Annotated in this window: 33 protein-coding genes and 2 pseudogenes; 18 read left to right on the forward strand and 17 right to left on the reverse strand. The window is 45.4% G+C overall.

All coding sequences use genetic code 11. The features are described from left to right. Nucleotides 1–100 precede the first annotated feature (100 nt). The 9 genes from T433_RS0105060 (at nucleotide 101) to T433_RS0105105 (ending at nucleotide 5,274) form a co-directional block, all read left to right on the forward strand. Complete coding sequence (locus T433_RS0105060) at nucleotides 101–478, forward strand: single-stranded DNA-binding protein (protein ID WP_027455084.1); 378 nt, start codon at nucleotides 101–103, stop codon at nucleotides 476–478. Between the two features lie 87 nt (nucleotides 479–565). After that, the gene (locus T433_RS0105065; protein WP_027452765.1) at nucleotides 566–988 is read left to right on the forward strand and encodes a single-stranded DNA-binding protein; all 423 of its coding nucleotides are present in this window, start codon (nucleotides 566–568) and stop codon (nucleotides 986–988) included. 22 nt (nucleotides 989–1,010) lie between these two features. Then, a complete protein-coding gene (locus T433_RS0105070) occupies nucleotides 1,011–1,232 on the forward strand; it encodes a hypothetical protein (RefSeq protein ID WP_027455085.1) in 222 nt (73 codons plus the stop codon). A gap of 989 nt (nucleotides 1,233–2,221) precedes the next feature. Further along, nucleotides 2,222–2,497: a hypothetical protein gene (locus T433_RS16735; RefSeq protein WP_027455086.1), complete on the forward strand. Its 276-nt coding sequence runs from the start codon at nucleotides 2,222–2,224 to the stop codon at nucleotides 2,495–2,497. Nucleotides 2,498–2,509: 12 nt separating this feature from the next. Continuing rightward, nucleotides 2,510–2,896 (forward strand): hypothetical protein, encoded by a 387-nt coding sequence (locus T433_RS0105085; protein WP_044109262.1) that lies wholly within the window; start codon nucleotides 2,510–2,512, stop codon nucleotides 2,894–2,896. A gap of 25 nt (nucleotides 2,897–2,921) precedes the next feature. Next, the gene (locus tag T433_RS0105090) at nucleotides 2,922–3,467 is read left to right on the forward strand and encodes a hypothetical protein (protein WP_027455088.1); all 546 of its coding nucleotides are present in this window, start codon (nucleotides 2,922–2,924) and stop codon (nucleotides 3,465–3,467) included. Nucleotides 3,468–3,524: 57 nt separating this feature from the next. Beyond that, nucleotides 3,525–3,821: a hypothetical protein gene (locus T433_RS0105095; protein ID WP_027455089.1), complete on the forward strand. Its 297-nt coding sequence runs from the start codon at nucleotides 3,525–3,527 to the stop codon at nucleotides 3,819–3,821. Nucleotides 3,822–3,935: 114 nt separating this feature from the next. Next, on the forward strand, nucleotides 3,936–4,778 hold the full coding sequence (locus T433_RS0105100) for a type I phosphoribosyltransferase (RefSeq protein ID WP_248616486.1): 843 nt from the start codon (nucleotides 3,936–3,938) through the stop codon (nucleotides 4,776–4,778). After that, the gene (locus T433_RS0105105) at nucleotides 4,762–5,274 is read left to right on the forward strand and encodes an SLOG family protein (protein ID WP_248616487.1); all 513 of its coding nucleotides are present in this window, start codon (nucleotides 4,762–4,764) and stop codon (nucleotides 5,272–5,274) included. Before T433_RS0105100 ends, T433_RS0105105 begins: the two co-directional genes overlap by 17 nt. A 152-nt stretch (nucleotides 5,275–5,426) precedes the next feature. Here the strand turns inward: T433_RS0105105 and T433_RS16905 are convergent, their stop codons facing one another. Beyond that, the gene (locus tag T433_RS16905) at nucleotides 5,427–5,558 is read right to left on the reverse strand and encodes a hypothetical protein (RefSeq protein WP_282706090.1); all 132 of its coding nucleotides are present in this window, start codon (nucleotides 5,556–5,558) and stop codon (nucleotides 5,427–5,429) included. On the opposite strand from T433_RS16905, the gene T433_RS16175 reads away from it, so the two are divergent. Continuing rightward, entirely contained in the window at nucleotides 5,533–6,096 is a 564-nt protein-coding gene (locus tag T433_RS16175; RefSeq protein WP_248616488.1) for a BCCT family transporter, read from the forward strand. The two genes, T433_RS16905 and T433_RS16175, sit on opposite strands and share 26 nt — an antisense overlap. Nucleotides 6,097–6,316: 220 nt before the next feature. Here the strand turns inward: T433_RS16175 and T433_RS0105125 are convergent, their stop codons facing one another. The 13 genes and pseudogenes from T433_RS0105125 to T433_RS0105190 all read right to left on the reverse strand — a co-directional run bounded on the left by T433_RS0105125 (nucleotide 6,317) and on the right by T433_RS0105190 (nucleotide 16,587). Next, nucleotides 6,317–7,348 carry a YeiH family protein gene (locus T433_RS0105125; protein ID WP_027455093.1) on the reverse strand — a complete coding sequence of 344 codons (1,032 nt, stop codon included), beginning with the start codon at nucleotides 7,346–7,348 and terminating at the stop codon, nucleotides 6,317–6,319. Between the two features lie 79 nt (nucleotides 7,349–7,427). Further along, a complete protein-coding gene (locus T433_RS0105130; RefSeq protein WP_027455094.1) occupies nucleotides 7,428–8,321 on the reverse strand; it encodes a LysR family transcriptional regulator in 894 nt (297 codons plus the stop codon). Between the two features lie 16 nt (nucleotides 8,322–8,337). Beyond that, nucleotides 8,338–9,633, reverse strand: a complete 1,296-nt coding sequence (locus T433_RS0105135) for a Y-family DNA polymerase (RefSeq protein ID WP_027455095.1) — start codon at nucleotides 9,631–9,633, stop codon at nucleotides 8,338–8,340. 31 nt (nucleotides 9,634–9,664) lie between these two features. After that, nucleotides 9,665–10,072 carry a hypothetical protein gene (locus T433_RS0105140; protein ID WP_027455096.1) on the reverse strand — a complete coding sequence of 136 codons (408 nt, stop codon included), beginning with the start codon at nucleotides 10,070–10,072 and terminating at the stop codon, nucleotides 9,665–9,667. Nucleotides 10,073–10,093: 21 nt separating this feature from the next. Next, nucleotides 10,094–10,528: a LexA family protein gene (locus T433_RS0105145; protein WP_027455097.1), complete on the reverse strand. Its 435-nt coding sequence runs from the start codon at nucleotides 10,526–10,528 to the stop codon at nucleotides 10,094–10,096. 1 nt (nucleotide 10,529) lies between these two features. Further along, nucleotides 10,530–10,967 carry a hypothetical protein gene (locus T433_RS0105150; protein WP_027455098.1) on the reverse strand — a complete coding sequence of 146 codons (438 nt, stop codon included), beginning with the start codon at nucleotides 10,965–10,967 and terminating at the stop codon, nucleotides 10,530–10,532. Nucleotides 10,968–10,997: 30 nt separating this feature from the next. After that, on the reverse strand, nucleotides 10,998–11,654 hold the full coding sequence (locus T433_RS0105155) for a CatA-like O-acetyltransferase, family 3 (RefSeq protein WP_044109265.1): 657 nt from the start codon (nucleotides 11,652–11,654) through the stop codon (nucleotides 10,998–11,000). 16 nt (nucleotides 11,655–11,670) lie between these two features. Further along, entirely contained in the window at nucleotides 11,671–13,020 is a 1,350-nt protein-coding gene (locus T433_RS0105160) for a hypothetical protein (RefSeq protein WP_027455100.1), read from the reverse strand. A 24-nt stretch (nucleotides 13,021–13,044) separates the two neighbouring features. Next, complete coding sequence (locus tag T433_RS0105165) at nucleotides 13,045–13,986, reverse strand: carboxylesterase family protein (RefSeq protein ID WP_027455101.1); 942 nt, start codon at nucleotides 13,984–13,986, stop codon at nucleotides 13,045–13,047. Between the two features lie 102 nt (nucleotides 13,987–14,088). After that, nucleotides 14,089–14,657, reverse strand: a pseudogene (locus T433_RS14705) (DapH/DapD/GlmU-related protein). A gap of 225 nt (nucleotides 14,658–14,882) precedes the next feature. After that, complete coding sequence (locus tag T433_RS0105180) at nucleotides 14,883–15,263, reverse strand: MmcQ/YjbR family DNA-binding protein (protein ID WP_027455103.1); 381 nt, start codon at nucleotides 15,261–15,263, stop codon at nucleotides 14,883–14,885. Continuing rightward, entirely contained in the window at nucleotides 15,260–15,946 is a 687-nt protein-coding gene (locus tag T433_RS0105185) for a nitroreductase family protein (protein WP_027455104.1), read from the reverse strand. Before T433_RS0105185 ends, T433_RS0105180 begins: the two co-directional genes overlap by 4 nt. Continuing rightward, nucleotides 15,943–16,587 (reverse strand): recombinase family protein, encoded by a 645-nt coding sequence (locus T433_RS0105190; RefSeq protein ID WP_027455105.1) that lies wholly within the window; start codon nucleotides 16,585–16,587, stop codon nucleotides 15,943–15,945. The genes T433_RS0105185 and T433_RS0105190 overlap by 4 nt, the downstream gene beginning before the upstream one ends. A 293-nt stretch (nucleotides 16,588–16,880) precedes the next feature. On the opposite strand from T433_RS0105190, the gene T433_RS0105195 reads away from it, so the two are divergent. The 8 genes from T433_RS0105195 to T433_RS0105230 all read left to right on the forward strand — a co-directional run bounded on the left by T433_RS0105195 (nucleotide 16,881) and on the right by T433_RS0105230 (nucleotide 24,057). Further along, complete coding sequence (locus tag T433_RS0105195) at nucleotides 16,881–17,966, forward strand: hypothetical protein (protein ID WP_155808387.1); 1,086 nt, start codon at nucleotides 16,881–16,883, stop codon at nucleotides 17,964–17,966. Between the two features lie 13 nt (nucleotides 17,967–17,979). Then, the gene (locus tag T433_RS0105200) at nucleotides 17,980–18,426 is read left to right on the forward strand and encodes a hypothetical protein (protein ID WP_027455107.1); all 447 of its coding nucleotides are present in this window, start codon (nucleotides 17,980–17,982) and stop codon (nucleotides 18,424–18,426) included. 3 nt (nucleotides 18,427–18,429) lie between these two features. Continuing rightward, on the forward strand, nucleotides 18,430–18,792 hold the full coding sequence (locus T433_RS0105205; RefSeq protein WP_027455108.1) for a hypothetical protein: 363 nt from the start codon (nucleotides 18,430–18,432) through the stop codon (nucleotides 18,790–18,792). Nucleotides 18,793–18,817: 25 nt separating this feature from the next. Continuing rightward, nucleotides 18,818–19,315, forward strand: a complete 498-nt coding sequence (locus T433_RS0105210; protein ID WP_155808388.1) for a hypothetical protein — start codon at nucleotides 18,818–18,820, stop codon at nucleotides 19,313–19,315. A 79-nt stretch (nucleotides 19,316–19,394) separates the two neighbouring features. After that, nucleotides 19,395–20,282, forward strand: a complete 888-nt coding sequence (locus T433_RS0105215; RefSeq protein WP_155808389.1) for a helix-turn-helix domain-containing protein — start codon at nucleotides 19,395–19,397, stop codon at nucleotides 20,280–20,282. A 242-nt stretch (nucleotides 20,283–20,524) separates the two neighbouring features. After that, complete coding sequence (gene mobV, locus T433_RS0105220) at nucleotides 20,525–21,982, forward strand: MobV family relaxase (protein ID WP_027455111.1); 1,458 nt, start codon at nucleotides 20,525–20,527, stop codon at nucleotides 21,980–21,982. An 83-nt stretch (nucleotides 21,983–22,065) separates the two neighbouring features. Continuing rightward, nucleotides 22,066–23,526 carry an OmpA family protein gene (locus tag T433_RS0105225; protein ID WP_027455112.1) on the forward strand — a complete coding sequence of 487 codons (1,461 nt, stop codon included), beginning with the start codon at nucleotides 22,066–22,068 and terminating at the stop codon, nucleotides 23,524–23,526. A gap of 33 nt (nucleotides 23,527–23,559) precedes the next feature. After that, nucleotides 23,560–24,057 (forward strand): hypothetical protein, encoded by a 498-nt coding sequence (locus T433_RS0105230; RefSeq protein ID WP_027455113.1) that lies wholly within the window; start codon nucleotides 23,560–23,562, stop codon nucleotides 24,055–24,057. Nucleotides 24,058–24,286: 229 nt separating this feature from the next. Here the strand turns inward: T433_RS0105230 and T433_RS14710 are convergent. The 3 genes and pseudogenes from T433_RS14710 to T433_RS14715 all read right to left on the reverse strand — a co-directional run. Further along, nucleotides 24,287–25,381 (reverse strand): annotated as a pseudogene (locus tag T433_RS14710) (zincin-like metallopeptidase domain-containing protein); the annotation flags it as partial. Nucleotides 25,382–25,386: 5 nt separating this feature from the next. Beyond that, on the reverse strand, nucleotides 25,387–26,001 hold the full coding sequence (locus T433_RS0105240; RefSeq protein ID WP_027455114.1) for a hypothetical protein: 615 nt from the start codon (nucleotides 25,999–26,001) through the stop codon (nucleotides 25,387–25,389). A gap of 37 nt (nucleotides 26,002–26,038) precedes the next feature. After that, on the reverse strand, nucleotides 26,039–26,230 hold the full coding sequence (locus T433_RS14715; protein ID WP_044109270.1) for a hypothetical protein: 192 nt from the start codon (nucleotides 26,228–26,230) through the stop codon (nucleotides 26,039–26,041).

The following is a 26,230-nucleotide window of genomic DNA, read 5'->3' on the forward strand; positions in this document are numbered from 1 at the left end:
GGGTGAAATAATTCGGTAATTCCTTGCATTCCCATACTTTCCTTGCCAACTCTTAAAGCAACGTAAAAAATAAATGTTTCACTTCTAAAAATTCAAAAAAATGAAAAAGATCGAGAACAATTTCGCAGTAACAGGTTTCGTAGGTAAGGATGCAGAAATCCGTCAGTTCACAACCGCTTCAGTAGCACGTTTCTCATTGGCCATCGGTCGTAGCGAGAAGAACGGCGAAGAGAACAACCGCGTATCGGCTTTCATCAATGTGGAAGCATGGCGCAAGAACGAGAACGCCGATTCTTTCGACAAGCTCACCAAGGGTTCAATGCTCACCGTGGAGGGTTACTTCAAGCCCGAAGAGTGGAGCGATCAGGAAGGTGTCAAGCACAACCGAGTTCTGCTGGTAGCCACCAAGTTCTATGAGACTCCTGACAAGGAGGAAGCTCCGAAGGAGGAAAAGAAATCTAAGAAGAAGGCCAAGTAAGCCTTCTTCTTCCTCTTATGAGGAATCTCCCTAATGAAAGGGAAAAGTAAACTCGAAGATTATTCACCAACAAACAATTTCATAGTTATGATTTACACTCACACAATCGGTCGTATCGGCAAGGACTGTAAGACCATCACAGGCGCACACGGAACATTTATCGCAGTTGACATGGCTGTCGATGACTACTCCAAAGGTCAGAACATCACCACATGGGTAAGGGTACGCAGCAGCAGAGAGAACCATATCCGTTTGGCTGAATACCTCACCAAGGGCAGACTCATTCTTGTAGAGGGCACAATCTCCACGTCGCAGTGGACTGACCGCCAAGGTGAGAGCCACACGCAAATCTCCATCAATGCTGATAGCATCGCTTTCGTGAACGCTGGAAAGAAAGACGAGCAGGACACTGACCCGAAGAAGGCTGCCAAGAAAGGCGCAAAGGCTAAGAATACACCCCAGCCACCACAGGATGCTCCAGAGCCAGACGAGAAAGATTTGCCATTCTGATAACCCCTTAATCCCTTCAGTTATGGAATATCATATCGTCTATGCTAAGTTTGATGGATGCAAGAGCTTCAAGGCTTTTGATGTCAACGAGGGCAGACAAGTGGGCAATCTCATTTATGCCTCACTGGTTGAGAACACAGAAGATACCAGGGCTAAACTTCAGAAACTCGCAGACATGAACAAGAGTTGCAACCTCGTTCTCCAGTTGAGGAGAAACGGCAAGGTTAAATTTCAAACAACATAATAAGGTAACGGGCAGACCAACCATCTGCCCACAATTTTTATTCTCATGGATATAGTCGACAAAAAGAAGGAGCAGATAAAGACTCTGATTGAAAAGATGAAGCAAGAGGGAAAACCCATTGATTGGGCAACCGCCGTTCTATGCTGAATGTCAGTCCGTCCTGCTGTAAACGGCAGGACGGTCACTTGTTTTACCCTCATTTCATTATCCTTCAGAAAGTGTACTTCATCGGTGGAGCACAGCTGCACTGACCAAGTACACCTACTTCAGGAGAGGCAAACACGGAACAACTTGCTTCAGCTGCCAAGGATGATCGCATTGCGCACATGCTCAGCATCTGAAGCAAGTCCATCCGTTTGGTCGTTTGCCTTTATAATTTCATTTCATATTTCATCTGGACTTCTTATAGCAGCTACGCAGGTTGAATATTCTAATCAGAATACCTTACTCTTTGGTATTATAATGCTTCGCCCCACACCATGAAGCCAACCCCAGTCCCATTAACAGAGTCTTTATTTTCAGTCAGCAGAGCGTGACATGAAAGAAAAGACACAGTTACAGGGATTGGCAATCACGAAAAGGTGTCCAGTCATCTTCAAACAGGGTCGGTGAGATCGCAAGGCGAAAACTCACTGACTCTGTTTTTGCTAACAGTACACCACTTCGTCGGGAAGATTGCTTTTCTGGAATTTGGCTTCACCCCATCCCAAACTGTTATATTCTTACGACTATCCCTTTTCTAACCTGATGTACATAATTCTTATAATCTACGCCCACACCATTGTCTAAACAGCATCCTCAGTTTGTCATAGAGGGAAAACTCTTGTGGTCAAACGAGTTGATCATAAGAGTTTCCTCACTCTGCCAAAGGTATGTCAAGGAGACTCTATCAATCATTGACAGAAGGTATTTGGCAAAACTAAACACTTTGCCAGATACTTTCAGTCTTTTATGCTTGATGGAGACTCCTCTTCCTGACATACTGGCTGATGATTCCTGTTTGGACAATCCCGCCCCACCTTTATAAGTTGTTATACAAGACATTTTCTGTCATATCCTTCAAAGCCCGTGAAAAGGAATTCTTCTGCAAAGGTAGTTTCGCCATTCAAACCGTCAAGAATAGCATGGCTTCGCTTTCAACAATCTTCCTTTTCGCTGAAAAGAGTATTCTTGAAACTATTTTTGCCTTATTGCCTTGCTGTCACCTTGAAAAGCAGAAAAATTCCCAATCACAGGCTGAAAGGCTTGAAAGAAAGGGAAAATAAAAATTTCAGAATATGGCAACAACAAATTTCAACAACCGACTGATAACGCCAGAGCTGACTGAGGCACTGAGCAGTTATCCCCTGTATTCTCAGGACGCGAAGAAGAAGGATGCAATGTGCATCGCAGTGTTTTATCTTGGCAATATCCGCTGGTACATCATGGAAGGTCAGCAGGAGGGCAATGACTTCACGCTCTATGGTATTGTTGCAGGTCTGCAAGAAACCGAGTACGGCTACCAATCCGCAACCGAAATGGCAAGTATCACCTATGATGCAAGCGAGTACGGACTTGGCACATTAAGAATTGAGCAGGACAAGGATTTTAAGCCTTGCAAACTTGCAGACATCAAGGACGAGGAACTGCAACTTTTCCTTTCACGGCTCTATGATAAAGACTAATGTATACCCCCAAATATTGAAGATTATGAAAATTATCGTAATGGACAGCGCAAATGTGCGTATCGAGGTATTAAATGTTCCCGACCACATGATTGAAGAGGACATCGAGCAGTTCTTGGCAGAACATGACTATTCGCTCAATAACATTTCATGGATGGCTGCACCCATCGACTTTGTGCCGGTGCAGTTCCATGAATATGGTATCTGCCATTCGGATGGAGAAGAGTTGCACTTTGTTCGTCAAGGAAAACTCAAAGACTTCTCTATCTATGACAGTGTGCAGGAGGTGAAGCACCGTGAGCAGGAGGAACTTGCCGAAAAGCTCAGACTTCGTGGCGAGAAGGTGGATGATGGCTATGAGTGGCACTTTGAGGGTGAATGTCCCATCGTTGCAGCTTATGACTATGATGAGCCATGTGATGTGGTTATCCTTTCTGTCAGAGTTGACAAGGACGGATATTTCACCATCATTGGCGACGAGAAGAATGACCGAGGTAACGAGCACGAGATTGATATTGACGAAATCTTTGCAGGTCATTTGGACTTCATCATTTCCGAAATAGGAAAGTAAATCACTTTGGGGATAGGTGGCAACTCCGCTGCCTATTCCCAATAATAGCCAACCATTATGAAACAGATTTTTGTAGTTTACGAAACTGACCCCTGGCATAGTACCAGCCATAGAGAGTGCGCTGGAGTCTTCACCAGCAAATGGGCTGCCGTGAATGCCATTGTGAAAAACCACCGCATAGAGCTGGATGAGTTCTTCAGCGAGGAAGAGATAGAAAAGACCTCAAAACGAGTGTTGGAAGCCGAAGTTAGACGCAGACTCCGCAAAGAACTGGAGTTTGCCTATCAGACACAAGGCTATGAAACCAACTATGACATTGAGGTATGGAATATCAATGAATGGTATCTGACATAACACTAAAGATTGTGGAACGATGCCTTGAATGGCTGCTTCGCCCTTCAGATGACGGATCCGAAGGGCGAAATGGCTGTTATAATATCCTTGCAGGTTAATACTCTTGAACTATACATGAACTACAGTTCACTTGATGGTTTCACCAATCTCCATGTCGGACAAGTGACAGCGGAAAGTTTTTTCTGCGAAGTTATCACGTCCGCGTCAAATAGCAAGTCGTACTTTGTGAACAATCTTCCTTTTCGCAGAAAAGAGTATTCTTCACAGCAGACTTGCCTTATTGCCGTTACCGTACTTCTGGAGGCAGAAAAAATCTTCCCTGGTCACGGTCCGAAAGGATTTAATGAAAGGGAAATAAAAAACGAAACGGCAATGAACATGGTCAAGGTTTTCATCAAGGGTCAAGAGGACAAGGAACTCAGCAGTTTCCTCCGTTACTATCCAACTCGCATCAAGAATGTGGGCATAGATGGCGTATTCGACCGACAGACTATCTTTGATTTCAAGGATGGCTGCAATCAGCCCCAAGTGGCTCAGTTCGTAGCAAAGGAACTTGTAAGAAAGTTCGGGCGCAAGATTGGAAAGGTGGTTTTCTCATGTGTCCCTGCAAGTAGCCAAGAGCGCAACGAGACGCGCAACAAGGCTTTCTCTGCACTTGTATGTCAGTTGTCGGGAGCCATCGATGGTTTTTCCCATGTCAAGGTCAATGGAGAGCGGTCTGCAGTTCATGGCACAAAGATGAAGAAAGAGGTTCGTGCCAAGCGACTTGAAGAGAGCAACACCATAGAGGTAGATGCAAGTTTCTTTAAGAACAAAATTGTATGTGTTTGGGATGATGTGGTGACTACGGGAACGTCCTTTTGTGCCTATGCAGCGCAGTTGGAGAGTGTCGGAGCACACGTAACTAATGGCATCTTCCTTGGAAAGACTTCATATAGATATGTACCAACTTATTGATGATTATATGGAACAAAGAAAATTTAGCAGGGCGGCAACAGCCGCCTTTACTGGGCATCGCTTTGTCGATGCTTCACAGAGGGAACACGTCAAGAAGCGGCTTTCAAATGCTGTGCTTGATGCTTATGGGCATGGCATCCGAAATTTCATATCCGGCTTTGCCATTGGGTTTGATATGATGGCGGCAGAAGCGATCGTTTCACTGAAACGTAGCTATCCCGACATCACATTGATAGCTGCAATTCCCTTTAAGGGTCAAGCCAGTCGTTTCGGTTTTTATGACCGAAAGCGATATGACAGGTTGCTGGAGGTTGCTGATGATGTGATTGTGCTCAGTGAGAGTTATTATCCAAGGTGTTTCTTGGACAGGGATGAGTTCATGGTGAACAACTCCTCTAAGCTCATCGGCTATTATGATGGTCGAGAGAAAGGTGGAACGTTCTACACCATTCGTAAGGCAATGGCTCAGAACATCCCTATAGTGAATGTGTTTTGAAATCTAAAAGTTTGATTTATGGGTGATATTGGAAGCATTATTATCATCGTCATAGTCTTCCGCGTCATCTTCCTCGTGCTTAGTGCATGGTGGAGAGGTGATAGCAGGAATGACTTTAGACGTGACAGATAGCAGTCTGGCATATAGCCACACTACTCTTCTTCGATGTCGTCAGGCCACCAGAACTGTTGCAGTTCGTGGATGATGTCATCCCAATCCTTCATGGTGAACGTACCTTCGCTCTTTATCTTTCTTTGGATGACCGTCTTTGGAAATGGAGCCATCTGGATGGATAGAAATGTATTGGGTGGTACACTCAGTAAACTGGTGAATGAACCAGATATTCTGCTATTTGCATTCTTCGAGAGTTTCCCGATGGCTAAGGCTATCTGTGTGATGGCAATTACGATGATTGCTATTTTCTTCGTTACTTCTGCTGACTCAGGTATCCTGGTAATGAACAGTATCTCTACTTCCAATCATCCTCATTCTCCTAAATGGCAGAATGTATTCTGGGGAGTACTCATGGCTGTTATAACCATGGCGTTGATCTCTGCAGGCGGACTGAAATCATTGCAGACAATGACTCTCATATCAGCATTGCCTTTCGGTATCATCATGTTTATACTCTGTCTCTGCCTCTTTAAGGGTTTGCGCACCGACGAACTGTATAATTCGGCGCACATGCCATACGGCAGCCGTAACTGGAATGGTGAGCACTGGAAACTGCGCCTGCAGCAAATCGTCACTTTCCATCAGAAGAGCGACATCAAGCGATTCTTTAAGGAGAAAGTTGAGCCTGCCTTCGCCGAGCTGCAATAGGAGTTTGCTAAGTATGGCATTGAGGCCAATATCCTCAGAGGTAAGAATGGTCCGCTATCTATCGAACTCAATATTCCTCATGATCGCATTCGCAACTTCCGCTATGGCGTGACAACGGAAAAGCTGCAGATGGCCGATGTGCTCCGCGAGTACGACCGTTATATCAGTATCGTAGCCGATGAGCGCAACGCCATGGTATTTGTGGACAAGAATCTGAAGTCTACATAATGGCAGGCACCATGTATTTTGCCATGCAGTAACCCCCACCTATGAGCCATATCCAGAGGATGAAGGCCAGGAGGAAGGGCTTGGCACCTGCCTTCTTGAATTTGTCTATACTGGTCTCTGCACCAAGGGCTGTCATCGCCATGGTGAGGAGGAAGGTATCGAGCGTATTGATAAATTCCACTGCGCTGGCTGGCAAGAGGTTGAGAGAATTGAATCCGATTACCACCAGGAAGAGAATAGCAAACCAAGGGATGGTGATCTTGCCTTTCTCGCCGTCCTCTCTGCCTGCCACATCCTTTGCCACAAAGAAGGCGATGACCAGCAATACTGGTACAAGCATCATCACGCGTATCATTTTTACGATGATGGCATTATCGGATACATCGGCACCCATCGCATTGCCAGCACCCACCACATGAGCCACCTCGTGAATGGTGCTACCTGCAAAGATACCCATCTGCGATGCTGGCAGATCAAATACGCCTGCACGATACAGCATGGGGTAAACAAACATAGAGAGTGTGCCAAATATCACCACCGTAGCAACGGCCACAGCAGTCTTATAAGGTTTGGGCTTGATGGCGCCATCTACACCCATCACTGCAGCTGCACCACAAATGGCACTACCACAGGCTGTAAGCAGGGCGATAGAACGGTCCATTTTGAGCAATCTACCGATAAACACACCCAGCAGGATGGTACAGGTCACCACAATGGCATCTACCACGATGGCGGGCAGTCCTACTGCGATAACATCCTGAAACGAGAGTTTGAAACCATAGAGGATGATACCAAATCGCAGGATTCTCTTGCCGGTAAAAGCGATGCCTGGCACCCATGCATCGGGCAACTGATTGCGCAGACTGTTGGCATACAGCATACCAAGAATAATACCTACTACCAGCGGACTAAAGCTAAGCGCCTTGACCAACTGCATATCACCAATGTAAAAAGCGGCACAAGCAAAGAGTGCCATGAGTAGCACACCATTGAGCATGCTGCCACGTTGTTCTGAAATCTTCATAATTTTGTCGTTTGTTTTTTTTGCCTGCAAAGGTACGAAAAGTTACGAAGAATACAGTCTATATGGTCATACAAAATAACTATCCCTTATAACCAGCAGTTATAAAGCGCTTGAATGATTTAGCGATTTCAGAGGTCTCGCCTTGCTTTTCCACGAGAGATAATTTGCGATTGATGCTCATCCCATCTATCTCCACTATGCGGAAGATATTGCTGTATATTTCCTTGTTGACCGAGCGTATGCTCACGATGCCCAGCGCATCTGATTTCTCTACATAATGCTTGATACCCTCTGTTGTTCCGAAGTTCATTTCTATGTCCAGGTCGGATAAGCTAATGCCCTGACGCTTAAGTGCTTGTTGCATCACGTCAAGAGTACCAGAGCCGAACTCTCTGATCACGATAGGGATAGATTTCAATTCTGCCAGCGAAATGCTTTCCTTCGTCAGTTGGGTGTTGTCTGAGCGAACGATAGCCACCAGTTCATCATCCATGAAGGATGTATATTTCAGTTGTGGCTGACGTATCACGCCCTCCACCATACCTATATCAATTCTGTCTGACGAGAGCGCATATTCTATTTCTCTGCTATTGCCACTCAGCATGGAGATGCGCACATCAGGAAACTGGCGATGAAAAGCTGCAATCATCTCTGGAACCACATATTGCGAGATGGTGGTACTTGCTCCAATACGCAGCTCACCTGTGGTATACTGCTGCAGGGCATTCATGTCGTAATTTAGTTTCTGGTAATTCTTCAGAATCTTGTTGGCATGATCTAGCAGCAACTGACCGGCCTTGGTCAGTTGAATTTTGTTACCCAAGCGCTCGAAAAGTCGCACATTATACTCCTTTTCCAGTTCCTGCACATGCTTGCTGATGGCAGGCTGACTGATAAAAAGCTCTTGAGAAGCCTTGGTAAAGCTCAAGTTTCGAGCCACACTCTGAAATACCTTCAATCGAATATCTATCATATTATTGAGTGTATTGTCATTTCAAAACTATAATGTCACTCCAACGAGTCGTTGGATTTTTACTCTTGAAATCATGCTTGATGGCATTGGCAAAGACGTTGGCCTTACCCTTGCCATCCTTCTGGGTGTATTGCTGACTGCCAAGAACAATGGTCTCAGTTCCATTGACCTTGTTGATGCGGTCGATAACGGCATCCAGTCGCTTCATCTTCTCAAACTGTTCCGCATTTGTGTCAAACAAGTCCTGCTGAATTGGACTGTTAGGCCCAATTCCCATAACGATGACACCTGCTTTCTTATAGTGATAGCCCTGACGGTAGAGTTTCTGAAGAACTTCATTAGCTGCTTTGACAATGGTGACAGTCGAGCTGGAGGGTGTGAGAAGACGCATTTCCTGAAAGTTCCAGTATTGAGGCAGGTCTTCACGGAAAGCATTGGTGTTGAGAAATACGCCTACGATGGACGCGACCGTACCTTGCTGACGTAGTTTCTCTGCACATCTGGCAGCATAGTTCGATACATGAGTACGGAGTCCATCAAGGTCTGTAATCATACCATTGAAAGAACGGCTGGTACAGATAGATTTCTTCTTAGCCATCTCTTCATTGGGCACACAGTCCTCTCCGTTCAGTTCTCGCCAAGTACGCTCAATAACGATGTTGTTGAATGTTGCTCGCACCCAACTCTGGTTATGCTCTGCAAAGTCATAGGCAGTCTTCACGCCAAGAGCTTCAAGACGTGCGGCATAACGTCGGCCAATGCCCCAGACTTCATCTATGGGGTATAGTTTCAATGCTTTGATACGCTTCTCGTCTGAATCGATCATGCAGCAATGGCGGTAGCCCTGGTATTTCTTGGCGAAATGGCTGGCCATCTTCGCAAGGGTCTTATTAGGTGCCAGTCCGATACTGACAGGCATTCCCACGTTTCGCTTGATTTTCTTGTGCAGCTCTTCGCCCCATGCTTTCAAGTCCATATGCTCCATGCCATCAAGATAGACAAAGCATTCATCGATGCTGTAACGGAAGTAGGCAGGTGCCTCCTTGCTGATGATTGAAACCACACGGCTTGTCAATTCACCATACAACTCATAGTTGGATGAGAATACGACAATCTTTTGATTGGGGAACTGCTCTGCCAGTTGGAAATAAGGTGTTCCGGCTTTGATGCCCATCTTTTTGGCTTCATTTGACCGCGCCACCACGCAGCCGTCATTATTCGAGAGCACAACGACAGGCTTGTCTTTCAAGTCTGGTCGAAAGACACGCTCACATGAAACGTAACAGTTATCGCAGTCAATGATGCCGTACATGGTTTCCAAGCATTGAATTATACTACATAAATTAGTCTTTGGCAGTTCTCAGATAGCCAATTACCATATTCATCCATCTACCATATCGAATATGCGGTGGAACACAGAGCAAGTCAGGACTGAGCTGATTATATATAGATTCAGCAAGGACAAGGAAATTTCCTGCTCCTAAGCTTATGCCTTTCCATCCGTTAGGAGTTTTTTCAACCTCGAAGAAACCGAATAAACAGCCTTTTAATGGAGGACAGACTTCATCGCACATTTCGATGGTCATATAGCCATAAGCATAATTCATACTATATTTCCGACCATCCTGAGCAATGACAATAATCTCACCCGGACTGCCTTGTGCGCCTCCATGAGCAAATGAAAATGCTATTACATTAAGATTTAGGAAATCCCTGTAATTTTTCTCATCTATGTATATTAAGTCCTCCATAATACAAATATTCGCATAATATCACTTCCATCTTTTTATAGTCCAAATCACCACACCCCACACTTCAAAGTCATCATCTGCATCGATGCGAATAGGCTTGAAGTCCTTGTTGGCAGGACGTAACTCAATATAGCCGTCCTTACGGTGACGTAAGTCGAGGTATTTGATGGTGAACTCGTCATTGATATATCCAACGACAATATCCCCATCCTGAGCTTCAACGGAACGGTCGATGACGGCAATATCTCCGTCATTGATACCTGCTTCAATCATCGAATCGCCTTCCACCTTGCCATAGAATGTTGCTTCTGGGTTCCGAATCAGATCACGATTGAAATCCAGTGTCTCATGGCTGTAGTCTTCAGCTGGAGAAGGGAATCCGGCTTTTATGCCAGGAGCGAATTGAAGCTTCAGCTTCTTTTCAAAGTCACCTTGTATAACTCGAATGCTTGACATATTATAAACTCTCTATTTGATATAGACACTTTCCTTTTCTATAGTGATTGGGAGATAATCTCTTAATGCTGTCAAAAGCTAATATGTAATCCTTTACACACCATTCCCATGCTTCTTGTATGACATAGTTTTTATCGTAAAGGATCCATACCAATTTGTCCCATTCGTAATTAGAAGCCTTTGGAACCATTGTTACAAAACTGCCTTTTTTCCCGCTTGGACGATTAGCTTTTACTTGATATCTTATATTGTTAAAAACAAAATCTGCACCTTTACTTACAGCTGTTTTGTCCTTCATGTATTCTGAATACTCATTTTCAGACATCCCGACTAACATGGCGGCATCATATTCGGAAAGGGCACTTGTAATTGATGGTGCAACCCCGAAGCTTTCTTGCCATTGCAAAGCAATATCTATAAGTTTATTTCTTAAAGTCATATCACACTCAGATAAATTGGAATTTACCCATTACCCCTCCACAAACGCCTTGATTTCTTGCTCCAAGAGGCGGAATACATTTGCAACCAGATAGCCATCTGCAATCGCATGATTCAGGCGGACTGTCACTGGCATAACAAGCCTACCGTTTTCTTCCCTGTATTTCCCCCAGTTGACAATAGGCGCAAAATACAGATGCCCGTCAGGCAGTTCTATGTTCAGCGAATCGTACGAGAGCCATGATATGAACGATGCATCAAACCAGTTCGGGTGGTTCGCCATATCCAGTCCGTATTCCCTTGTTTTCTTTGCCTCTTCAACATCCCGCAAAGCAGAAGCATAGAACTTTTCATAGTCCTCAAAGTATTCTGTATAGACAGGTGTGCATGTTTCCGTATCTTCATGAAAAACATACTGTGTGGGATTTATCACGTCGTAGCAGATGAGTTCATCCGTCTGCCAGAGATAGCCCATTCTGTAGTCTTCACGTGAATTCATCACATTGGAGAGAATATACAGGAAGTTGATATAAAACTTTGTCCCTGTTTTCTTGGAGTATGAAGCAAGTTCTGTTACGTCTATCCTCGCCGTTATGGAAGTAGAGCATTTACAATCTTCGGAAAAGTGACGGAAGACACCTTTCCTATAGTATTTATCTCTGTCAATTACCTTATAGTTCGTATTCATAATTGTAAATTCCGATTTATCTATCAATTAGCGTATATTCATTCTTGGCTTCCTCATCAGTCGCTTCAGGTTCCTTTATCCAGCCACCACGATAATCAGCAATGGGCGCTATCTGCAGTGGATGACGGTCAGTAATCTCGTAAGTCAGTCCCTGCTGATGCAGCTCGTCAAGGAATGTATCAAGATAGACATCGGTCGTAAACCGCTGCATGAAACTGATGCAGAAAATGCCAGCGGCAGCACTGACTTCCACCACAATCATATAGGCAGAGTCGGTCTCTGTGCGCATCTCCTTTACATACTGTTCGGCTGCGCCCAGACGGGCCTTCCCCACATAACTGAACATACACGAACCGTACTGCTGACTCAGTTGGTTTGTCGGAGCAAAGGCCTGATAGCGGGCTTCAAGCGTGGGCAGCGCCTCCACTCTGTCCATTCTGCCCTGTGTCTGCCAGAAGTAGTCCAGCAGATTGTCTGGATATGTCTGCTCCTTCACCATCTTACGGAATGTGGCTACCTGCGCTTCGAAATTTTTACCTTGTATGTCTTGTCCAAACGAAAGGAACAGTCCGCCGACTTGCGAATGATGTGCCGCATCGGTTCCAAGGGTGTGCCTCAGATCTACCGCTACGGTAACGGTTGGTGCCTGAGGCGCACTCTCTGGATGCAGACGGGCGATGGCTCTTGCAAGGAGCAGAGACAGGAAAGAGGTTGGCGTGGCACCGCAGGCGCGTACACGCTTCATCATCTGTTCCTCAGAGATACGTATCTGCACCACTTCCTTCTTATCAGCAAGGGGTACGATGGCATCGGTTGCCAGATTGATAACCTTGGGACGCTCGGGCAGTTGCTGCGGATGAATGCTCGTTGGTCTTGGTCCTGTGGCAGGATCTGTCCATTCTGTCTCGTCGATGATGTCACCTGCCACCCAGACTCCTGCAGAGTCTAATCCACAATCGTAGCGTCTGCGGCAGTATTCATAAAGCAGTGTCCGAAGGATGCGATAGGCGGCAGTCCCGTCGATGAGCGCATGAAAAAAATCCAATGCCATGCAATCGTCCCACCACGCGAATGCCATCAGATGTTCATTGGCTTCTTCACTACACAAGCATACCGGATGACGACTGTCCGTGACTTTCCAAGGCCGTGGATTGTCGTGATAGACATAGTGCTCGCTGCCATCAGCATCGCGTACTACACCGAGTTTGACGCACAGGTAGGGGTATCTCGTCCGTGTTGCTGCAACTGCTTCTTCGAGCAGATGCCCATCCACACCATCCTTCATCTGCAGAATGATGCGCACAGTCATAGGGTACTCATCATCGGCCCTGTTCAAGTAAAAACGCTCAATATATAATCTTTTCATCTGTCGGTTTGGATTTGTCAAAGTCTATTTACTCTGTTTGAACAGCCAGTCGCGAACTGCGGCAATCTTATATCCATAGTCGAAGGATGCCATGTGCTCCATGCCCTTGCCCGATTCGGGGAGTACGCTTCCTGCCTCCCAACGAATGAAGTTGATATTGCCGTCACGGGCAATCAGTTTTTCTGCCAACTTCTCTTGTTCCGCAGACGGCAATTTTGCACTCCAAGATGCAGAGTCAACCCTTGCATTATTCTCCTTCAGCACCTTCGCCAGGTCTCTCATGCCGCCGGAAGCCTTTTGGTCGCCACCAGCCACGATGTAGAAGAAATGCTTCTTGCCGAAGTCCTGCATCTTCGAGGTGTCCCACTGACTGCTGACGAAGAGTGAGGCAGCAAAGAGGTCTGGATGGGTGATGTTGAAGTAGAACGACATCATGCCGCCCATCGACTGACCGGTGGTGTATAGACGGTTGGTATCTATATTGTATTCCTTGCAGACCTTTTTAAGCAGACGTATGGTCATCTCCACCTCGTCCGTCGTGCTCCAGTCGTCCTGCACCGCCCATTCAGTGTATTGGGGAACCAATACGAACGCTGGATGCTCTTTCTGATCCCTGTCTGAGGCGAACTCCAACGCTCCATATCCCTGAGTGAGCGGAGCCGTCACGTCCTTACCTACGGTACTGGCATCGGCCATGAACAACACTAATGGGAGTTTGTGACCTGCCTCGGCACCTTCGGGAACAAGTAGGTTATAGGACATTATCTTACCCGTCTTGGCATCCTCAAAGGTGAGCTGTCTGAACTTCTTCAGTGTCTCGTTCTTCAAAGCAACAAACGCGCTGTCAGAATCCTTGTTAACACTCATACCGCCACCCATGCGCGGTCCTCTTTCTCCGCCCTTCTTCTGGGCACAGGCAGTCAGGCACATGAGTCCTACTGCCAGCAAAAACATTACTTTATTCATATTTTCTTGGAGTGTTTCGAGTCGCGGCTCTGGTCTCTACCAAGACCTTTTAAAATTAACTATTATTCAGTTCCAACAGATAAATTGGAATTTTTCTGTCTTTTATACTTCTATCTTTTTTATCACTTTGGCTGGAACGCCACCAACAATGGTATTCGGTTCAACGTCCTTTGTCACTACTGCACCAGCAGCTACTACGGCTCCATCGCCGATGGTTACTCCAGCAAGAACGGTGGCATTGGCTCCTATCCAGACATTCTTGCCAATATGGATGGGGCATAGCTCATGCTCTGACGCTTGGCAGGGTCAAGGTCGTGGTTGATGGTTGCCAGCACGACATTGTGACCAATAAGTGCGCCTTCGTCGATGGTGATACCACCCTGATCCTGGAACTTGCAGCCCATGTTGATGAAGACCCGTTCACCAACGACGGTGTTCTTGCCGCAGTCGGTGTGAAACGGTGGAAACATCCCAACCGTCTTGGGAACCTCTCGCCCCCAAAGCTGCTCCAGTAAATCGTGCAGCTGCTCTGGAGTATGATACTTGCCGTTAATCTCAGCCGTTATCTGCAGAGCTTCCTGAGATAGCTGATGAAACATCATGTGGACATCGCCGCCTCCGATGACAGGCTTGCCCGATGCCATGTAGTCACGAAATTCTTGTATTGTCATTGTTCTTTATTTTTCTTTTGTGAATTTGTAAACAGCCCATGTTGGTAGAATAACCAATACCAATAAGCTTATCTCCACCAATGCGTAGGAGCCGAAATAGTCAACCAATGTTTGGAATTTCAAAACTCCATCCACGAGGAATACCAGGAGGGCAAACCAGCAGATAAAGAATATTGCTGAATACTTGATTTTTCGATTCTTTATTTTCATTTTACTACAACTAAATCAATCTAATACAGATAAATAATTGGAGCGAATAGCCTTTGGAAGTTTCAATGCAATGAGTTGGTATGACTCTTTAATCAACCCCTTTACTATTGCTTCGTCCATTTCTTCATAATAGATGTCGCTCCAGTGCGTCTTGTTCCAATGATAGGCAGGTGTTACGGCAGAGAATTGTTCTCTAAGTTCGATATTCCTGTCTGGTGACAGTTTCAAGGCAATTCTTGAAACTCCGTCCTTCATATCATATCGGCCACCGCCTAACCATAGGCAGACGAATATCTTTCCCTCCAAGCGGAAGTTAAGGATGTCTTCACCAAACGCTTGGTCTTCGGTCACTCCTGCGAGGGACAGCGTGTATTCTCTGACTTGCTCGATATTCATACCCACTCAAAATTTACTTCTCCTGCACCAATTTCAAAGTGGTATTTGGCAATGCCCAAGTCCATCTTTGTATAGCCAATCATGGAAAATCCCTTCTTCGCTCTTATCTGATGACAGTTGTTTTTCACTCCAACGTGTTCAAACGAAAACTTCTGTTGGTTTACGGCTGTAGGAGCAAGCAATGCTGCTTCAATGCCTTTCTTAAACCATGATGGAGTGATGTCACTGGCATTGCTCACTTGCTCGACGGTCTTGATTTTATGGCTGACACCTTGTGTCTCACCATAACCGATGGCAATGTAACAAGCAATCTTCTCGTCTTCGCCAAGCTCATACGTTCCTGACACCTTCGAATAGGAGAGACCTACCCAACAGGTGTTTAATCCAAGTGTCTGAGCCTGTAACACCAGATGCTCTCCATAGTAGCCTATGCGTTCATCAAGATCTTCGGCTTTCTTTCCTGCCATGACAATATAGTTGTTGGCATTACGAAACTTCCCATATTTGGCCATTGTCCCTTGGAATGCCTTTGGCTCGTTAAGGATCAACTGCATGTGCAGCTTGCCTTCACAATTCAGAACGGCAATCTGCTCTTCCAGTGCCTTTACTACATCGTCTGTCAATGGCTCGTTTTTGTATGCCCTTACACTATGCCGGGCTTCAATAGCTTCTTGTAGTGTCATTGTTTGTCTTCTTTGATAATCGGGGTCTTCCTTTCGTTCCATTTCTTGATTGGGCCAGAATGTGGGCCACGATTTAGTGTTATGCCATATTTGCGCAGGATCCTGAAGATGGAACTTCTACTCTTGAAACCGCTGACAGCCCAAATATCGTCAATAGCATGGCCTCCATTGTACATGTTTACAATCGTAGCCTCTCGTTCTTGACGGGATTTAGTTGATTTAGTCTTGGTCTTGGCAGTCCGCAAACGCATGATATGGGTTGATGCCTTGCGAAGTGTGGCAACTTCTGCAGGGAGGGAACCAATCATGTCGAGGAAGTCTGATGTCTTCAAAGCTGGGAAGACTTCATCCTTTGAGTCAACCTTGTCGTGAATAGAGATAATGCGTATCACCTTGATACGGCATAGTTCGAGGAAGTAAGAAAGTTCTCTGGTACCACGCAACGCATTGCTGAATTTGCTCAATACCAGTTCATCACCTCGTTCAAGACTCATGAGAAGAGCTTTCCACTCTGGACGCAACTTCTCATCCTCGGCATTCTCTTCGACAATTTTCACGCAGCCGAATTTCTCCATCCAAGCCTTATCAGACTCGACGGATTCGTATGCCTCTGCCAGAAAGATATAACCTACCTTTGCCATATTTGTTTTCAGTTTGTTAGTGGGTGAAACTTGCGTTTTTACCTGTTTTATGATGCAAAGATACACTTTTATTTCCAATAATAATCATACTCAAATGATATTTGTGCATTTTTAATACTTGATACTCGACTGTCTATTTGCTTTCGAGTATGATTATTTCAAACTTCAAGTATCATTTATAACAATACTTAAAGTTACAATCATACTGCTCGCTATTTCGATTATTATACTTACCTTTGCAGCGGATTTCAAACAATTATCAGTATATGTATAGCACTAAACCAAATTGTTACATGAATACTTTAAAGCTTTACTCAATGTTGAAAGTCAACCAAAAGAAAGCAAAGGAAACAAAGTATAATCATACTCGCATTATATTGGCTATTTCTGCCACTATAATTGCCATCCTTTGTATGGCATCATGTGCCACTGACAAGTCGAAGTATCATTTCGATTCAAGTAAAGATGCTCTTACCAGTTATCATGTTTACTTGTCTGAACTACAGAAAAAGGAATCCTTGTCTTCAGATGATTTTGTAACCACCATCAGCAACTGGTCTGAGTTGCGTGATAGTGTTTACGCTTACATCAGCAAGGATTCAGCATTCTATGCTCATACTTATCTGTCTTCAGAGTTCTATAGCATACATGACTCTATCAGAACTGAGATGTTCAGACTTGCCGTTGGACAAGACAGAACACTCAAAGACGTTCTTAGAGTCAAGAAGTCCACCTCACAATATAATAATGAGGAGGACATCAAAACCACTTTTAACTCAGCCAAAGCGTTTTATGCCTCTCTTGACAGCCTTGAAGTTTTCAAAGCAGACAAAGGACAGACGCTTGTCTTATACAGAAAATTCTTTTCCGGCATAAACGATATCGAGTTTAAGAAACTCAACGATCTGAAATCAGTCATCCGTACTGAAGACAGATTATTCCGTACCTTCCTTACTCATATCAATGAATATAGTGATATATCTCTTGCTGATATTACCAAAGGTACAGAACAATTATGTAAGTCCGTCTATGGATATGCGACTGATGGAGAACTTGATGCCAAGGATGTTATGGTATATATGTCTATGCGCACGAACCGACGTTTGGTGCAGAACACCCAATCTTGTATTGAAAGCATCAGGCGCAGAGACAAGCTTACCGACAAGCAGCAGGAAGCTTATTACTGGATGCTCATTCAGCCTTACATAGCCATAGATTCCTTTGGAATGGCTATGCTCACCCCGGAACAGGAGAGGACGCTGCTCTCATACGCTGACGAGATTCAACGTATGGAACAGACTCACAAGCTCGGCAAGAATCACAGGAAACTTTCAGAAATGAGCAACCTCATTCTCAAACTTTACATTTCAGGACTCTAATCAAGACATCACTATGATACAAGAAGAAATCGAACAATTCAAGATGCTTGCGCCAGCCATTTTGCCAGAACTCTTCGATAGCGTAAGCATCGCAGAAACAGACATCGACGAAGAGAGTGCCACAATTTCCTACGCATTGTCTCACCAGTACGACCTGGAAGATGTAATGGACAAATTCGAGGATCAGATGGAACTTACCATCCTCTATCATTTCATCCCCTCTGCTCATACTGATTTCGGACACCAGTGCTGTGCTTACTCAGATACACAGTTCGGCCACATGTTCAAGATACATGCCAGTACGAATGCTTCTGGTAAGGTCGAGACTCTGACAGTCACAGTGTACGATTCCTTGGATGCCATGTGTACAGACCTCATGGAAGACCTTGACCGCCATGAGAATCGAGGAAAGTTCGTTCATAAGGTTCCGAAAGAAGACCTGTTGGTAGAGTTCTGCTAATGTATGGAGCTTGCTTTAATCAGACGAATAGCAGACATCATCAATGAACGAAGGACATGGATAAACGCAGAACTCAGTCCGAAACAGACTCCATATCTCATACCGCACGACGGCACTATTTCTGTATGCTACAGTTGCTCCCTGAACCTTCAGGTCATAGAAGCACGAAATGGCTACAAAAAAAATCAGAAGTGGATAATACCAGAAGTCGTACTGGAGAAATCTGCCAGAAAGATAAAGGCCCACGATGCAGCCTTTTGGGAACGGCTAACCACTGGGCAAATGAACTATCAGGACGTGGAACGTCTCATTCTTGATGCCACTTACGGCATAGTAAAACTCACACTCGATGAATACGGAATTTAATGTTTAACTCTAAAAACGTGTAAGTATGATATTCTCAATGATCCATCTGGTGCTTATCTCCGTGATAATCCTTGCACCTTGGTTTCTTTACAAGAACCCGTCGCGTCGGATGATACTGTTCTATCAGCGGATGTCCTACAGTACCCATTGCCGACTGTTCTATGGCAAGATTCTGCTGCTGACTCTCATCCTTTTCCACTTCGTCTGTTACTGGATGAAGCCAGGAGAATATGGAGTGATGCTGTCCACTGTTCTGGTGTTTTATCTTTTCTCGGCAAAACGTACTCTCTCACTGATCAATGGCATAAGAAACAGCCGTGGGGTCATGGCGTTTGTCTTCACAATAGCACTGGCACTATTGTTCACACCTCACATGTACAGTCTCGGTGTGACTTTGGGCTACATTCTTCTGGCAGCAGGGTTCTATCCATCAAGTCTGCTGGAGGGTGAAAAGCCATCCCATAAGGAGTTTGCCACCTATCAGGAATTTCAGGATGACATTATTCGGAACTACTACTTATAGCACCACTCAAAGTGGACACTCGGTGATTTAATCAACGTCTGCTATAGTCAGACAAGTATTCACAACTAAAGGATTGTAAATGGATAACAAGAATGTAACTTTGTATGGAATGGAGAATGACATGGCTCTTCTCCAATTCCTTCGCTCGAAAAATACTGAACGATTCACCAAACTCGATGCCTTCTGCTATTTGATTGGCAAAATGTCTGGACAAGACAAGGCGCATAAAGGCGACTCATCAAAAGACATTTCACCACTTTGTCATGGCGAATTCACAGGTTCAATCTCAGAGCTTGCCAATGATTGGCATTGGCACCGCGCCACGGTACGCTCATTCCTCGATGGACTGGAAAGCCTTGGTGTCATCAAGCGAGAACTCCAAGGGCGTGACTATACCTTCATATTGCGTACCCACACCAGTCTTTCTATTCCAATCATCACTTACGACACAGTGCTTGAAGTCGCTTACCTTCTTCTCCAACACTGGGACGAATACAATCTGTCTCCAAAGTTCCTGGCTGCTTATTTTGAAGCATACGACGGAACTATGAATGATGAAGATGATTGTTGTGATCCTGACTGGAACAGAGAAGACCATAATGCAAAAATCGTCTTAGAGTGTTTCTCTCATCTGGAATTTTCGGTCATCTTTAACTTACGATCCGATGACTCTCTTGTCCAGATGGTTGCATCCACTTTCAAAGGTGCAGGTCAATGGTCATGGACAAAATGGATGCAAGCTTTGATGTATATGGACTTTGTGCTGATGGGAGAAGATTTCCCAGACATTGATAAGTCTGATGAAGACTCATACAAGCACAATGCTTTTGTCTGTGACTTCTCAAAGCAAGACATGCGTCTGCTACGTGAACTGTTCTACAAGTTGAAGAAGATGGAGAAAGATGATTCCGAACAAACGGACTCAAACCACACTTCTTCTTCCCTTACTTCTCAGGATAACGAATGATGCTTTTAATCTGTAAACAGTCTTTTGATTTTTTCATGTAGTCCGGGAGCAAGCCCGGAGGCTGACCGAAACGTTAGCGCGATGGGCTTGCCCTTATCGGGGCACCAGGCTTGCCTGTTGTCCACTCAACGAAAGGGAGGGGTAGCCTAATACCCCTCGACCTAAAAGGACGAGGGAGAGGTGTCCAGATGAATTAGCAAGCTAAGGACACAGATAGTAACAAAAACAACCATACGAAGCGTATGAATGGAGCTAAACAGGTAATTGATTTCCGTGCCTCTAAAGGCTTTACGGTATCGCAGAGCAACGAGCATCTACGTGTCTATTCAGACAAGACACTGAAACATGCTCTTTCCATAGGCAACTATGATTTGACTCGTGAGCATCTGAATTTCGAGATAACCAAAGGAGGCAAAATACAGCCAGTCGATAAGACCAGGAGCATCCCAGAGCGAATCGCAGCAAATCTTGCAGCTCGTGGTATCAAGGATCCAAATGAGGGACTTGAAGAACCACGGTTCCGAACAGTGGTGAATTTCATCCTTGGAGGAAGCCGTGAGCGAATGCTTGAAATCGCTTTCGGTGACCAGAAGGTGAACCTGGCAAAAGGTGCTGATAATTCACACCTGAAACGTAGCAAGGATATAGAGCAATGGGCGAAGGATATGTACTACTTCGTCAGTGACAGATGGGGTGAGGAAAACATTGCAGCTTTCGTCGTTCACTTGGACGAAATGAATTTTCATGTGCATCTTACTCTTCTGCCTATAGATGAGAATGGTCACTTCGCCTACAAGAAGATTTTCGCAGGAAAGGACAAGTTTGAGTTCAAGGCAAGGACACTGGCCATGCATGATGCTTTTGCCAAGGTGAATGAGAAATGGGGCCTCTATCGTGGCACAAGCATCACTGAGACTGGAGCCCGACACCGCTCAACGGAAGAGTACCGCCGTTTGCTCGATGAGGAGTGTGTCACACTGGAAGACAAGATAGAGAACCATCGTAAGGTGCTGTCAGGTCTTCAACAGGAAATTTCACTGGCAGAACGTCGTGTGAAAGGTCTCACCTCAATGGTGCTCAATCTTGAAAAGGACAAGGAATCAGTTGAGAGAGAACTGGATAGTCTGGCATCTGCTGTTTTGGATAATGCTGATGGCAAGCTTTCCAATGAAGACAAGATAGCTGCTCTTCACAGACAACTCGCAGACATCAATGCTAAACTGGCAGATAAGAAACAGAAGCTGTCAGATGCAGAGGATAAACTTGACAAGCTGAAGAAAGAGGCTGAGAGCATCAAGGAGCGCACAGAAGAATTACGAGGTGAAGCTACACAAGTGGCTACTTCGGTGCAGCAAAAGGTACGTGATGAAGTGACCAAGGCACTCTATGAGAATGTGGTCAGTGATTTCAGATTGAGACTCCCACAGATGCCAAATGACGTTCAGCTTCAACTGGACGAATCAGTACTGATGGACGTTGCTGAACACGGGAACCAGATTGTGGCTTGCGCCATGCTTCTGTTTGCCGGATATGTCGAACAGGCGACAGAGTTTGCCAAAGGTCACGGTGGAGGAGGTGGTGGCCCATCTTCAGGATGGGGACGAGACCCCAAAGATGATGATCGTGAGTGGGCGCGTCGATGTGCGATGATGGCTACCAAGATGATGCGCTCTGGTTCTGGACGTAAACTGAAGCGATAATCCATTGCTGAAGTTGCCACTTGAAAATTCGATTATAGTCAATACATTGCTCAAAGTAAGTAATCTTAAAAAGTAAAACAAGAATGAAAAAAAAGATTGTAATCATGTCCATGTTATGCCTGGCACTAACTGCTTCGGCATCTGGACAATCAAATGAAGTTGACTCTTCCCACATGGAACCTGTCATCACCTCGGATGTCATGCTGCAATCCCTGCAGCCAACCTATCTCAGAAACGTCAGCGAAGGCTCAGGATGGGACAGAAACTGGTTCTTGGAGGTCAAGGGCGGAACATCTGCTTTCCTTGGCTCGCCTGTAGGTTGCGGTGACTTGTTCGATCGTCTCACTCCAGCTGTGCAGGTTGGTATCGGAAAATGGTTCACTCCAGCCGTCGGTGGCCGAATTGAGTTTCAGGGTTGCCAGTTCAAGAACGCAGAGTTTGCCACTATGAAGTACCAGTTCATACATGCTGACTTCATGTATAACCTGACCGCTTTCATTAGCCAGAATGAACTTGGACTATCCCGATGGGATGTAATCCCATTCCTGGGCATAGGCATGGTTCATAACTCAGACTGGTCAAGTGGAAACGGAAGTGGCACTAACCATCCATTCGCCTTTGCCTACGGTCTCGAAGCAAGATACCGAATCACTAACCGTCTGCATCTGCTTGCAGAGCTGAGTGGTATGACTACCATGAAGAATTTTGATGCCATAGGTTCTTCCAGTCGGTTCGGTGACAATATGTTTACACTGTCAGCAGGATTGTCTGTGACCATAGGTAAGGTTGGTCATAAAAGAATCATCGACGCAAAGCCCTACATGAGCCAGAACGAATGGCTGCTGGACTATGCAAATGGCCTTTCATCCCGAAACAGATACTTGACGAAACGTGTCCATGAGGATGAGCTTTGTATGGCAGAATATCGTAAGATTCTGGAGATTGAAGGTCTGCTTGACCTCTACAAGGACAGGCTGACAGACAAGGGACATACGAAAATCAAGTCCCTATATCCTAAGAATGATTATTCTGGCTTGAACAGTCTTCGCGCACGTCTGGCTAACCGAGGATGGGACGGTAATCCTAATACGATGCCAAGAGCTATGCAGAAACGTAATGGCGTGGAAGATACTGAGGATATCTATTCACTCGATAGCCTTTTCAACAACTCAGGCGTTACTGACAATGCTTATCTGAGTGCTATGCTCAACGGGCAGGAATACATTGGTGCTCCCATCTACTTCTTTTTCCATTTAGGTACGGATGTCCTAACCGAAAAGAACCAGGTGATGAACCTCGATGAGATAGCCAGAGTAGCCAACAAACATGGCCTTCAGGTGAAGGTCATTGGAGCTGCAGACAGTGCTACAGGTACGGAGTCCATCAACGATAATCTGAGCCGTCAGCGAGCGGAATATATACGTCGCTTGCTGCTTGACCGAGGCGTTGATGACAGTCGGGTATATACCATCTATGCAGGTGGCATAGACAAGTATTCTCCTGCTGAAGCGAACAGAAACACCTGTGTAGTGCTGTCTTTCTAAAGAATCTTTATAACAACCAATTTACAAACAATTATGATTGATATTGAAACTATTACCCCCCAGCAACTGCTGCTGATGCCCGTCGATGAGTATCTTCGTACCTTTGGCAACAAGAAAGCGTCTAAACGCGCTCTTGCCATCCTGTGTACCAAGTTACTGAAAAATGCAGACCGTCTGCGTATGAATCTGATTGGTGGCCGTCCACTGTCAAAAGACGGTGAACCTCTTTGTGTCGGTGACCTCATTCGTGTTCCACATCCATACCTCTACAAAGCGAGGATTGGACAGGACAGCCTTCACTTTATCTGTGAGGCTCTGGAGAGAAATGAGCTTAGACTGAATATGAACGACAAGGCCATCGAACAGTATATTGAGACTTTCGATATAAACATTACCAAACTCCGCATGGTGCTTGAGCTCCTTTGCCGTCAGTGCCTCCGTGAGAAGAAACGTGATTTCTCACGCATCTTCGACCGTAAGAAGGAAATTATGCCTGGCTTTGACTGCTATGTGCTTGTAACCAGAATTTAGGCGTTTCTTGATGGATATGTGATTTTGTCATAATGGTTTTTAATGAAGAAGGGCACCGCTCGTGATGAGTAGTGCCCTTCAACTTTGTTATAGAGGATGATCAGCGATGAAACCGATAGCCGGTGTTCTCCTCCTGTTTAGGAAGTGCTTTTGCTGCCAGAGGCTCAGACTGCTTTGCCTCTGTCTTGGCTTCCTCCTGTTCATTCTTCTCAGGAGTCTTCACGTCGTTGCTTTCGTCTCTCGTTTCCTGAACACCTTTGTCCAGCTGAAGCTGAATGGCATCAACCTTTTGGGTAATCATCTGTGATGCTTTCTTCACATCCGTCAGGATTGTCTTGATGAAGGTTGGTTCCTCCTTCAGACTCTCCAGCCAGCCTTTGAGATAGGCAGCTGAATCTTCCTTCAGATGCTTGGTCATGCCATAACGCTGAGATACAAGCGCAGCCGTCATTTCTGCCTTCAGTTCTTCGGTACTGTATTCCTTACTGCCGAAAGAGGTTGGTTTGAGCCTGTCCAACTGGTCTTCAGCACCTGTTGAATGAGCCATCTCGTGGAAAAGGTTGCTATAGAAGGACTCACCATCCTTGAACTGTGATTTCTCTGGTATGACGATTTCCTTCTTTGAAATGCTGTAATAGGCATTGTCACCATGAATAGGCTTGATGGGACAAATCCACTCGTTATGCTCAATCATGTGGTCAACTGGCTTGAAAGAGAAATCTTCTCCTTCTGCCACTTGTGGACGCACCTGCTGATTCTGTTCTTCCAGCTTGTGATACAGTTCCGGGCGAGCTTCCTTCAGGTTCGTCTGGTCAACGTTGAAGACGTTATAGACAGACAGTTTCGGATAGACGTTGTATTTTGCCTTTTCCTCTTCTGAAAGTCGCTTGTAGTCATCATACTTAATCTTCTCCTTTGTTTCCTTGTCAACACAGGTGAAGGTGGTGATGAATACAGGGATGGACTTGCTTCCTTTGTTGATGGACACCTTGGGTAGTTCATTGCCCTCTGCATCGGTAAGCTGCACCTTACCACCTTCCTTGTCCTTGCCGTAGTTGAGACCAACCACACGGTCGAAGGTACAGAATACAGGCAACTTGAAGCCTTCTTTCTCGCAGTGCATCATGAGCATCATGGCGTTCATGCCATTGTACTCCCTGCCTGAGAGGTTCTTTGGCCATGTGAGGGCACCCTCCGTAAACCAAGGCTTCTTCCAGTCGCTCTGAAGAGTTGAGATTTTCTCTATCATCATTTCGGCGAACTTTTCCAAAGCTCGGTCTTCGGCTGATGGCCCTGCATGGTTATATTTATTATCCTTACGCATAGGCTTTAGGTGTTAGGATTGTTAGCTGTCTTGTCCCACTTAGACACCTCACTGACACGGCAAGCAATGTCAAGACGGTCGTTATAGACAGACATCTGGAGTTCACCCTTGGCATTGATGCCAGCCTTGGGCTGCATCCAGTCCTTACGGCTCTCGCCAAACTGGAGGAAACGGATCCAGGTATAATCGTAGTTCTCACCGTTCTTCTCGCTGCTGAAGGCTGAGAATACACAGAAGGGATTGCCCTTCTTGTCCTTCTTCTCCTCAATCTTATTGCCGAGAGTGCCGCGAAACTCGATATCACCCTTGATGCTGTCTTCAGAACCTGCGCTGAAGGTGTTGATGCCTGTGGCAGAGAGATTCAGATAGAAAGCTTCTCCTTTCTTGTGGAAAGTGAGAGTGCCAACCACCTCGACACGATTGCCTACAGGATAGTTCGCAAGCTCCTCCTGAGAGCCGCCATCCTTGGCCACGCTGATTTCTACGGTCTTGTTGATGCCAGACTTGGCAGGGATGACCACGTTAATACCTAATGACATGAAGGGCTTACCCTCCTTACCTGTACGCATCTGCGCTGTGCGTGAGATGGTACCACAAACTGTTACATTACATTTAATCATAAAAGCTGAAAATTAGAAGTTAATATTAAGAGAAAAGTTATAGTTGCTGGTCTTCTGTTGCTGCATGTCTGATGTCTTCCGCTATCCAGCACAGTAAGGCAACCATGACAGAACAATAGATAATGCATCCAATCAGACCTAACAGGCAATAAAGTCCATAGATGATGCTGCCGATAATTGCTCCGGCTATCAGCAAGGTCAATACCTTATTGAAGATCCTTTCTTTCAT

Origin of the sequence: Xylanibacter brevis ATCC 19188, from assembly GCF_000621725.1 — a bacterium.
Classification (GTDB): Bacteria; Bacteroidota; Bacteroidia; order Bacteroidales; family Bacteroidaceae; genus Prevotella; species Prevotella brevis.

Coding starts and splice junctions, on each gene's coding strand:
- T433_RS0105145 (WP_027455097.1), bottom strand. CDS start 10,528: ATGTCAAGCATTCGAGTTATACAAGGTGACTTTGAAAAGAAGCTGAAG.
- T433_RS0105125 (WP_027455093.1), bottom strand. CDS start 7,348: ATGAAGATTTCAGAACAACGTGGCAGCATGCTCAATGGTGTGCTACTC.
- T433_RS0105065 (WP_027452765.1), top strand. CDS start 566: ATGATTTACACTCACACAATCGGTCGTATCGGCAAGGACTGTAAGACC.
- T433_RS0105105 (WP_248616487.1), top strand. CDS start 4,762: ATGTACCAACTTATTGATGATTATATGGAACAAAGAAAATTTAGCAGG.
- T433_RS0105240 (WP_027455114.1), bottom strand. CDS start 26,001: ATGATTAAATGTAATGTAACAGTTTGTGGTACCATCTCACGCACAGCG.
- T433_RS0105195 (WP_155808387.1), top strand. CDS start 16,881: ATGAATACTTTAAAGCTTTACTCAATGTTGAAAGTCAACCAAAAGAAA.
- T433_RS0105070 (WP_027455085.1), top strand. CDS start 1,011: ATGGAATATCATATCGTCTATGCTAAGTTTGATGGATGCAAGAGCTTC.
- T433_RS0105135 (WP_027455095.1), bottom strand. CDS start 9,633: ATGTACGGCATCATTGACTGCGATAACTGTTACGTTTCATGTGAGCGT.
- T433_RS0105140 (WP_027455096.1), bottom strand. CDS start 10,072: ATGGAGGACTTAATATACATAGATGAGAAAAATTACAGGGATTTCCTA.
- T433_RS0105185 (WP_027455104.1), bottom strand. CDS start 15,946: ATGACACTACAAGAAGCTATTGAAGCCCGGCATAGTGTAAGGGCATAC.
- T433_RS0105165 (WP_027455101.1), bottom strand. CDS start 13,986: ATGAATAAAGTAATGTTTTTGCTGGCAGTAGGACTCATGTGCCTGACT.
- T433_RS0105100 (WP_248616486.1), top strand. CDS start 3,936: ATGAACTACAGTTCACTTGATGGTTTCACCAATCTCCATGTCGGACAA.
- T433_RS0105230 (WP_027455113.1), top strand. CDS start 23,560: ATGATTGATATTGAAACTATTACCCCCCAGCAACTGCTGCTGATGCCC.
- T433_RS0105060 (WP_027455084.1), top strand. CDS start 101: ATGAAAAAGATCGAGAACAATTTCGCAGTAACAGGTTTCGTAGGTAAG.
- T433_RS0105090 (WP_027455088.1), top strand. CDS start 2,922: ATGAAAATTATCGTAATGGACAGCGCAAATGTGCGTATCGAGGTATTA.
- T433_RS0105095 (WP_027455089.1), top strand. CDS start 3,525: ATGAAACAGATTTTTGTAGTTTACGAAACTGACCCCTGGCATAGTACC.
- mobV (WP_027455111.1), top strand. CDS start 20,525: ATGAATGGAGCTAAACAGGTAATTGATTTCCGTGCCTCTAAAGGCTTT.
- T433_RS0105130 (WP_027455094.1), bottom strand. CDS start 8,321: ATGATAGATATTCGATTGAAGGTATTTCAGAGTGTGGCTCGAAACTTG.
- T433_RS0105155 (WP_044109265.1), bottom strand. CDS start 11,654: ATGAATACGAACTATAAGGTAATTGACAGAGATAAATACTATAGGAAA.
- T433_RS0105225 (WP_027455112.1), top strand. CDS start 22,066: ATGAAAAAAAAGATTGTAATCATGTCCATGTTATGCCTGGCACTAACT.
- T433_RS0105215 (WP_155808389.1), top strand. CDS start 19,395: ATGGATAACAAGAATGTAACTTTGTATGGAATGGAGAATGACATGGCT.
- T433_RS0105205 (WP_027455108.1), top strand. CDS start 18,430: ATGGAGCTTGCTTTAATCAGACGAATAGCAGACATCATCAATGAACGA.
- T433_RS0105210 (WP_155808388.1), top strand. CDS start 18,818: ATGATATTCTCAATGATCCATCTGGTGCTTATCTCCGTGATAATCCTT.
- T433_RS16735 (WP_027455086.1), top strand. CDS start 2,222: ATGATTCCTGTTTGGACAATCCCGCCCCACCTTTATAAGTTGTTATAC.
- T433_RS0105190 (WP_027455105.1), bottom strand. CDS start 16,587: ATGGCAAAGGTAGGTTATATCTTTCTGGCAGAGGCATACGAATCCGTC.
- T433_RS0105085 (WP_044109262.1), top strand. CDS start 2,510: ATGGCAACAACAAATTTCAACAACCGACTGATAACGCCAGAGCTGACT.
- T433_RS16905 (WP_282706090.1), bottom strand. CDS start 5,558: ATGGCTCCATTTCCAAAGACGGTCATCCAAAGAAAGATAAAGAGCGAA.
- T433_RS14715 (WP_044109270.1), bottom strand. CDS start 26,230: ATGAAAGAAAGGATCTTCAATAAGGTATTGACCTTGCTGATAGCCGGA.
- T433_RS0105150 (WP_027455098.1), bottom strand. CDS start 10,967: ATGACTTTAAGAAATAAACTTATAGATATTGCTTTGCAATGGCAAGAA.
- T433_RS0105180 (WP_027455103.1), bottom strand. CDS start 15,263: ATGAATATCGAGCAAGTCAGAGAATACACGCTGTCCCTCGCAGGAGTG.
- T433_RS0105160 (WP_027455100.1), bottom strand. CDS start 13,020: ATGAAAAGATTATATATTGAGCGTTTTTACTTGAACAGGGCCGATGAT.
- T433_RS16175 (WP_248616488.1), top strand. CDS start 5,533: ATGACCGTCTTTGGAAATGGAGCCATCTGGATGGATAGAAATGTATTG.
- T433_RS0105200 (WP_027455107.1), top strand. CDS start 17,980: ATGATACAAGAAGAAATCGAACAATTCAAGATGCTTGCGCCAGCCATT.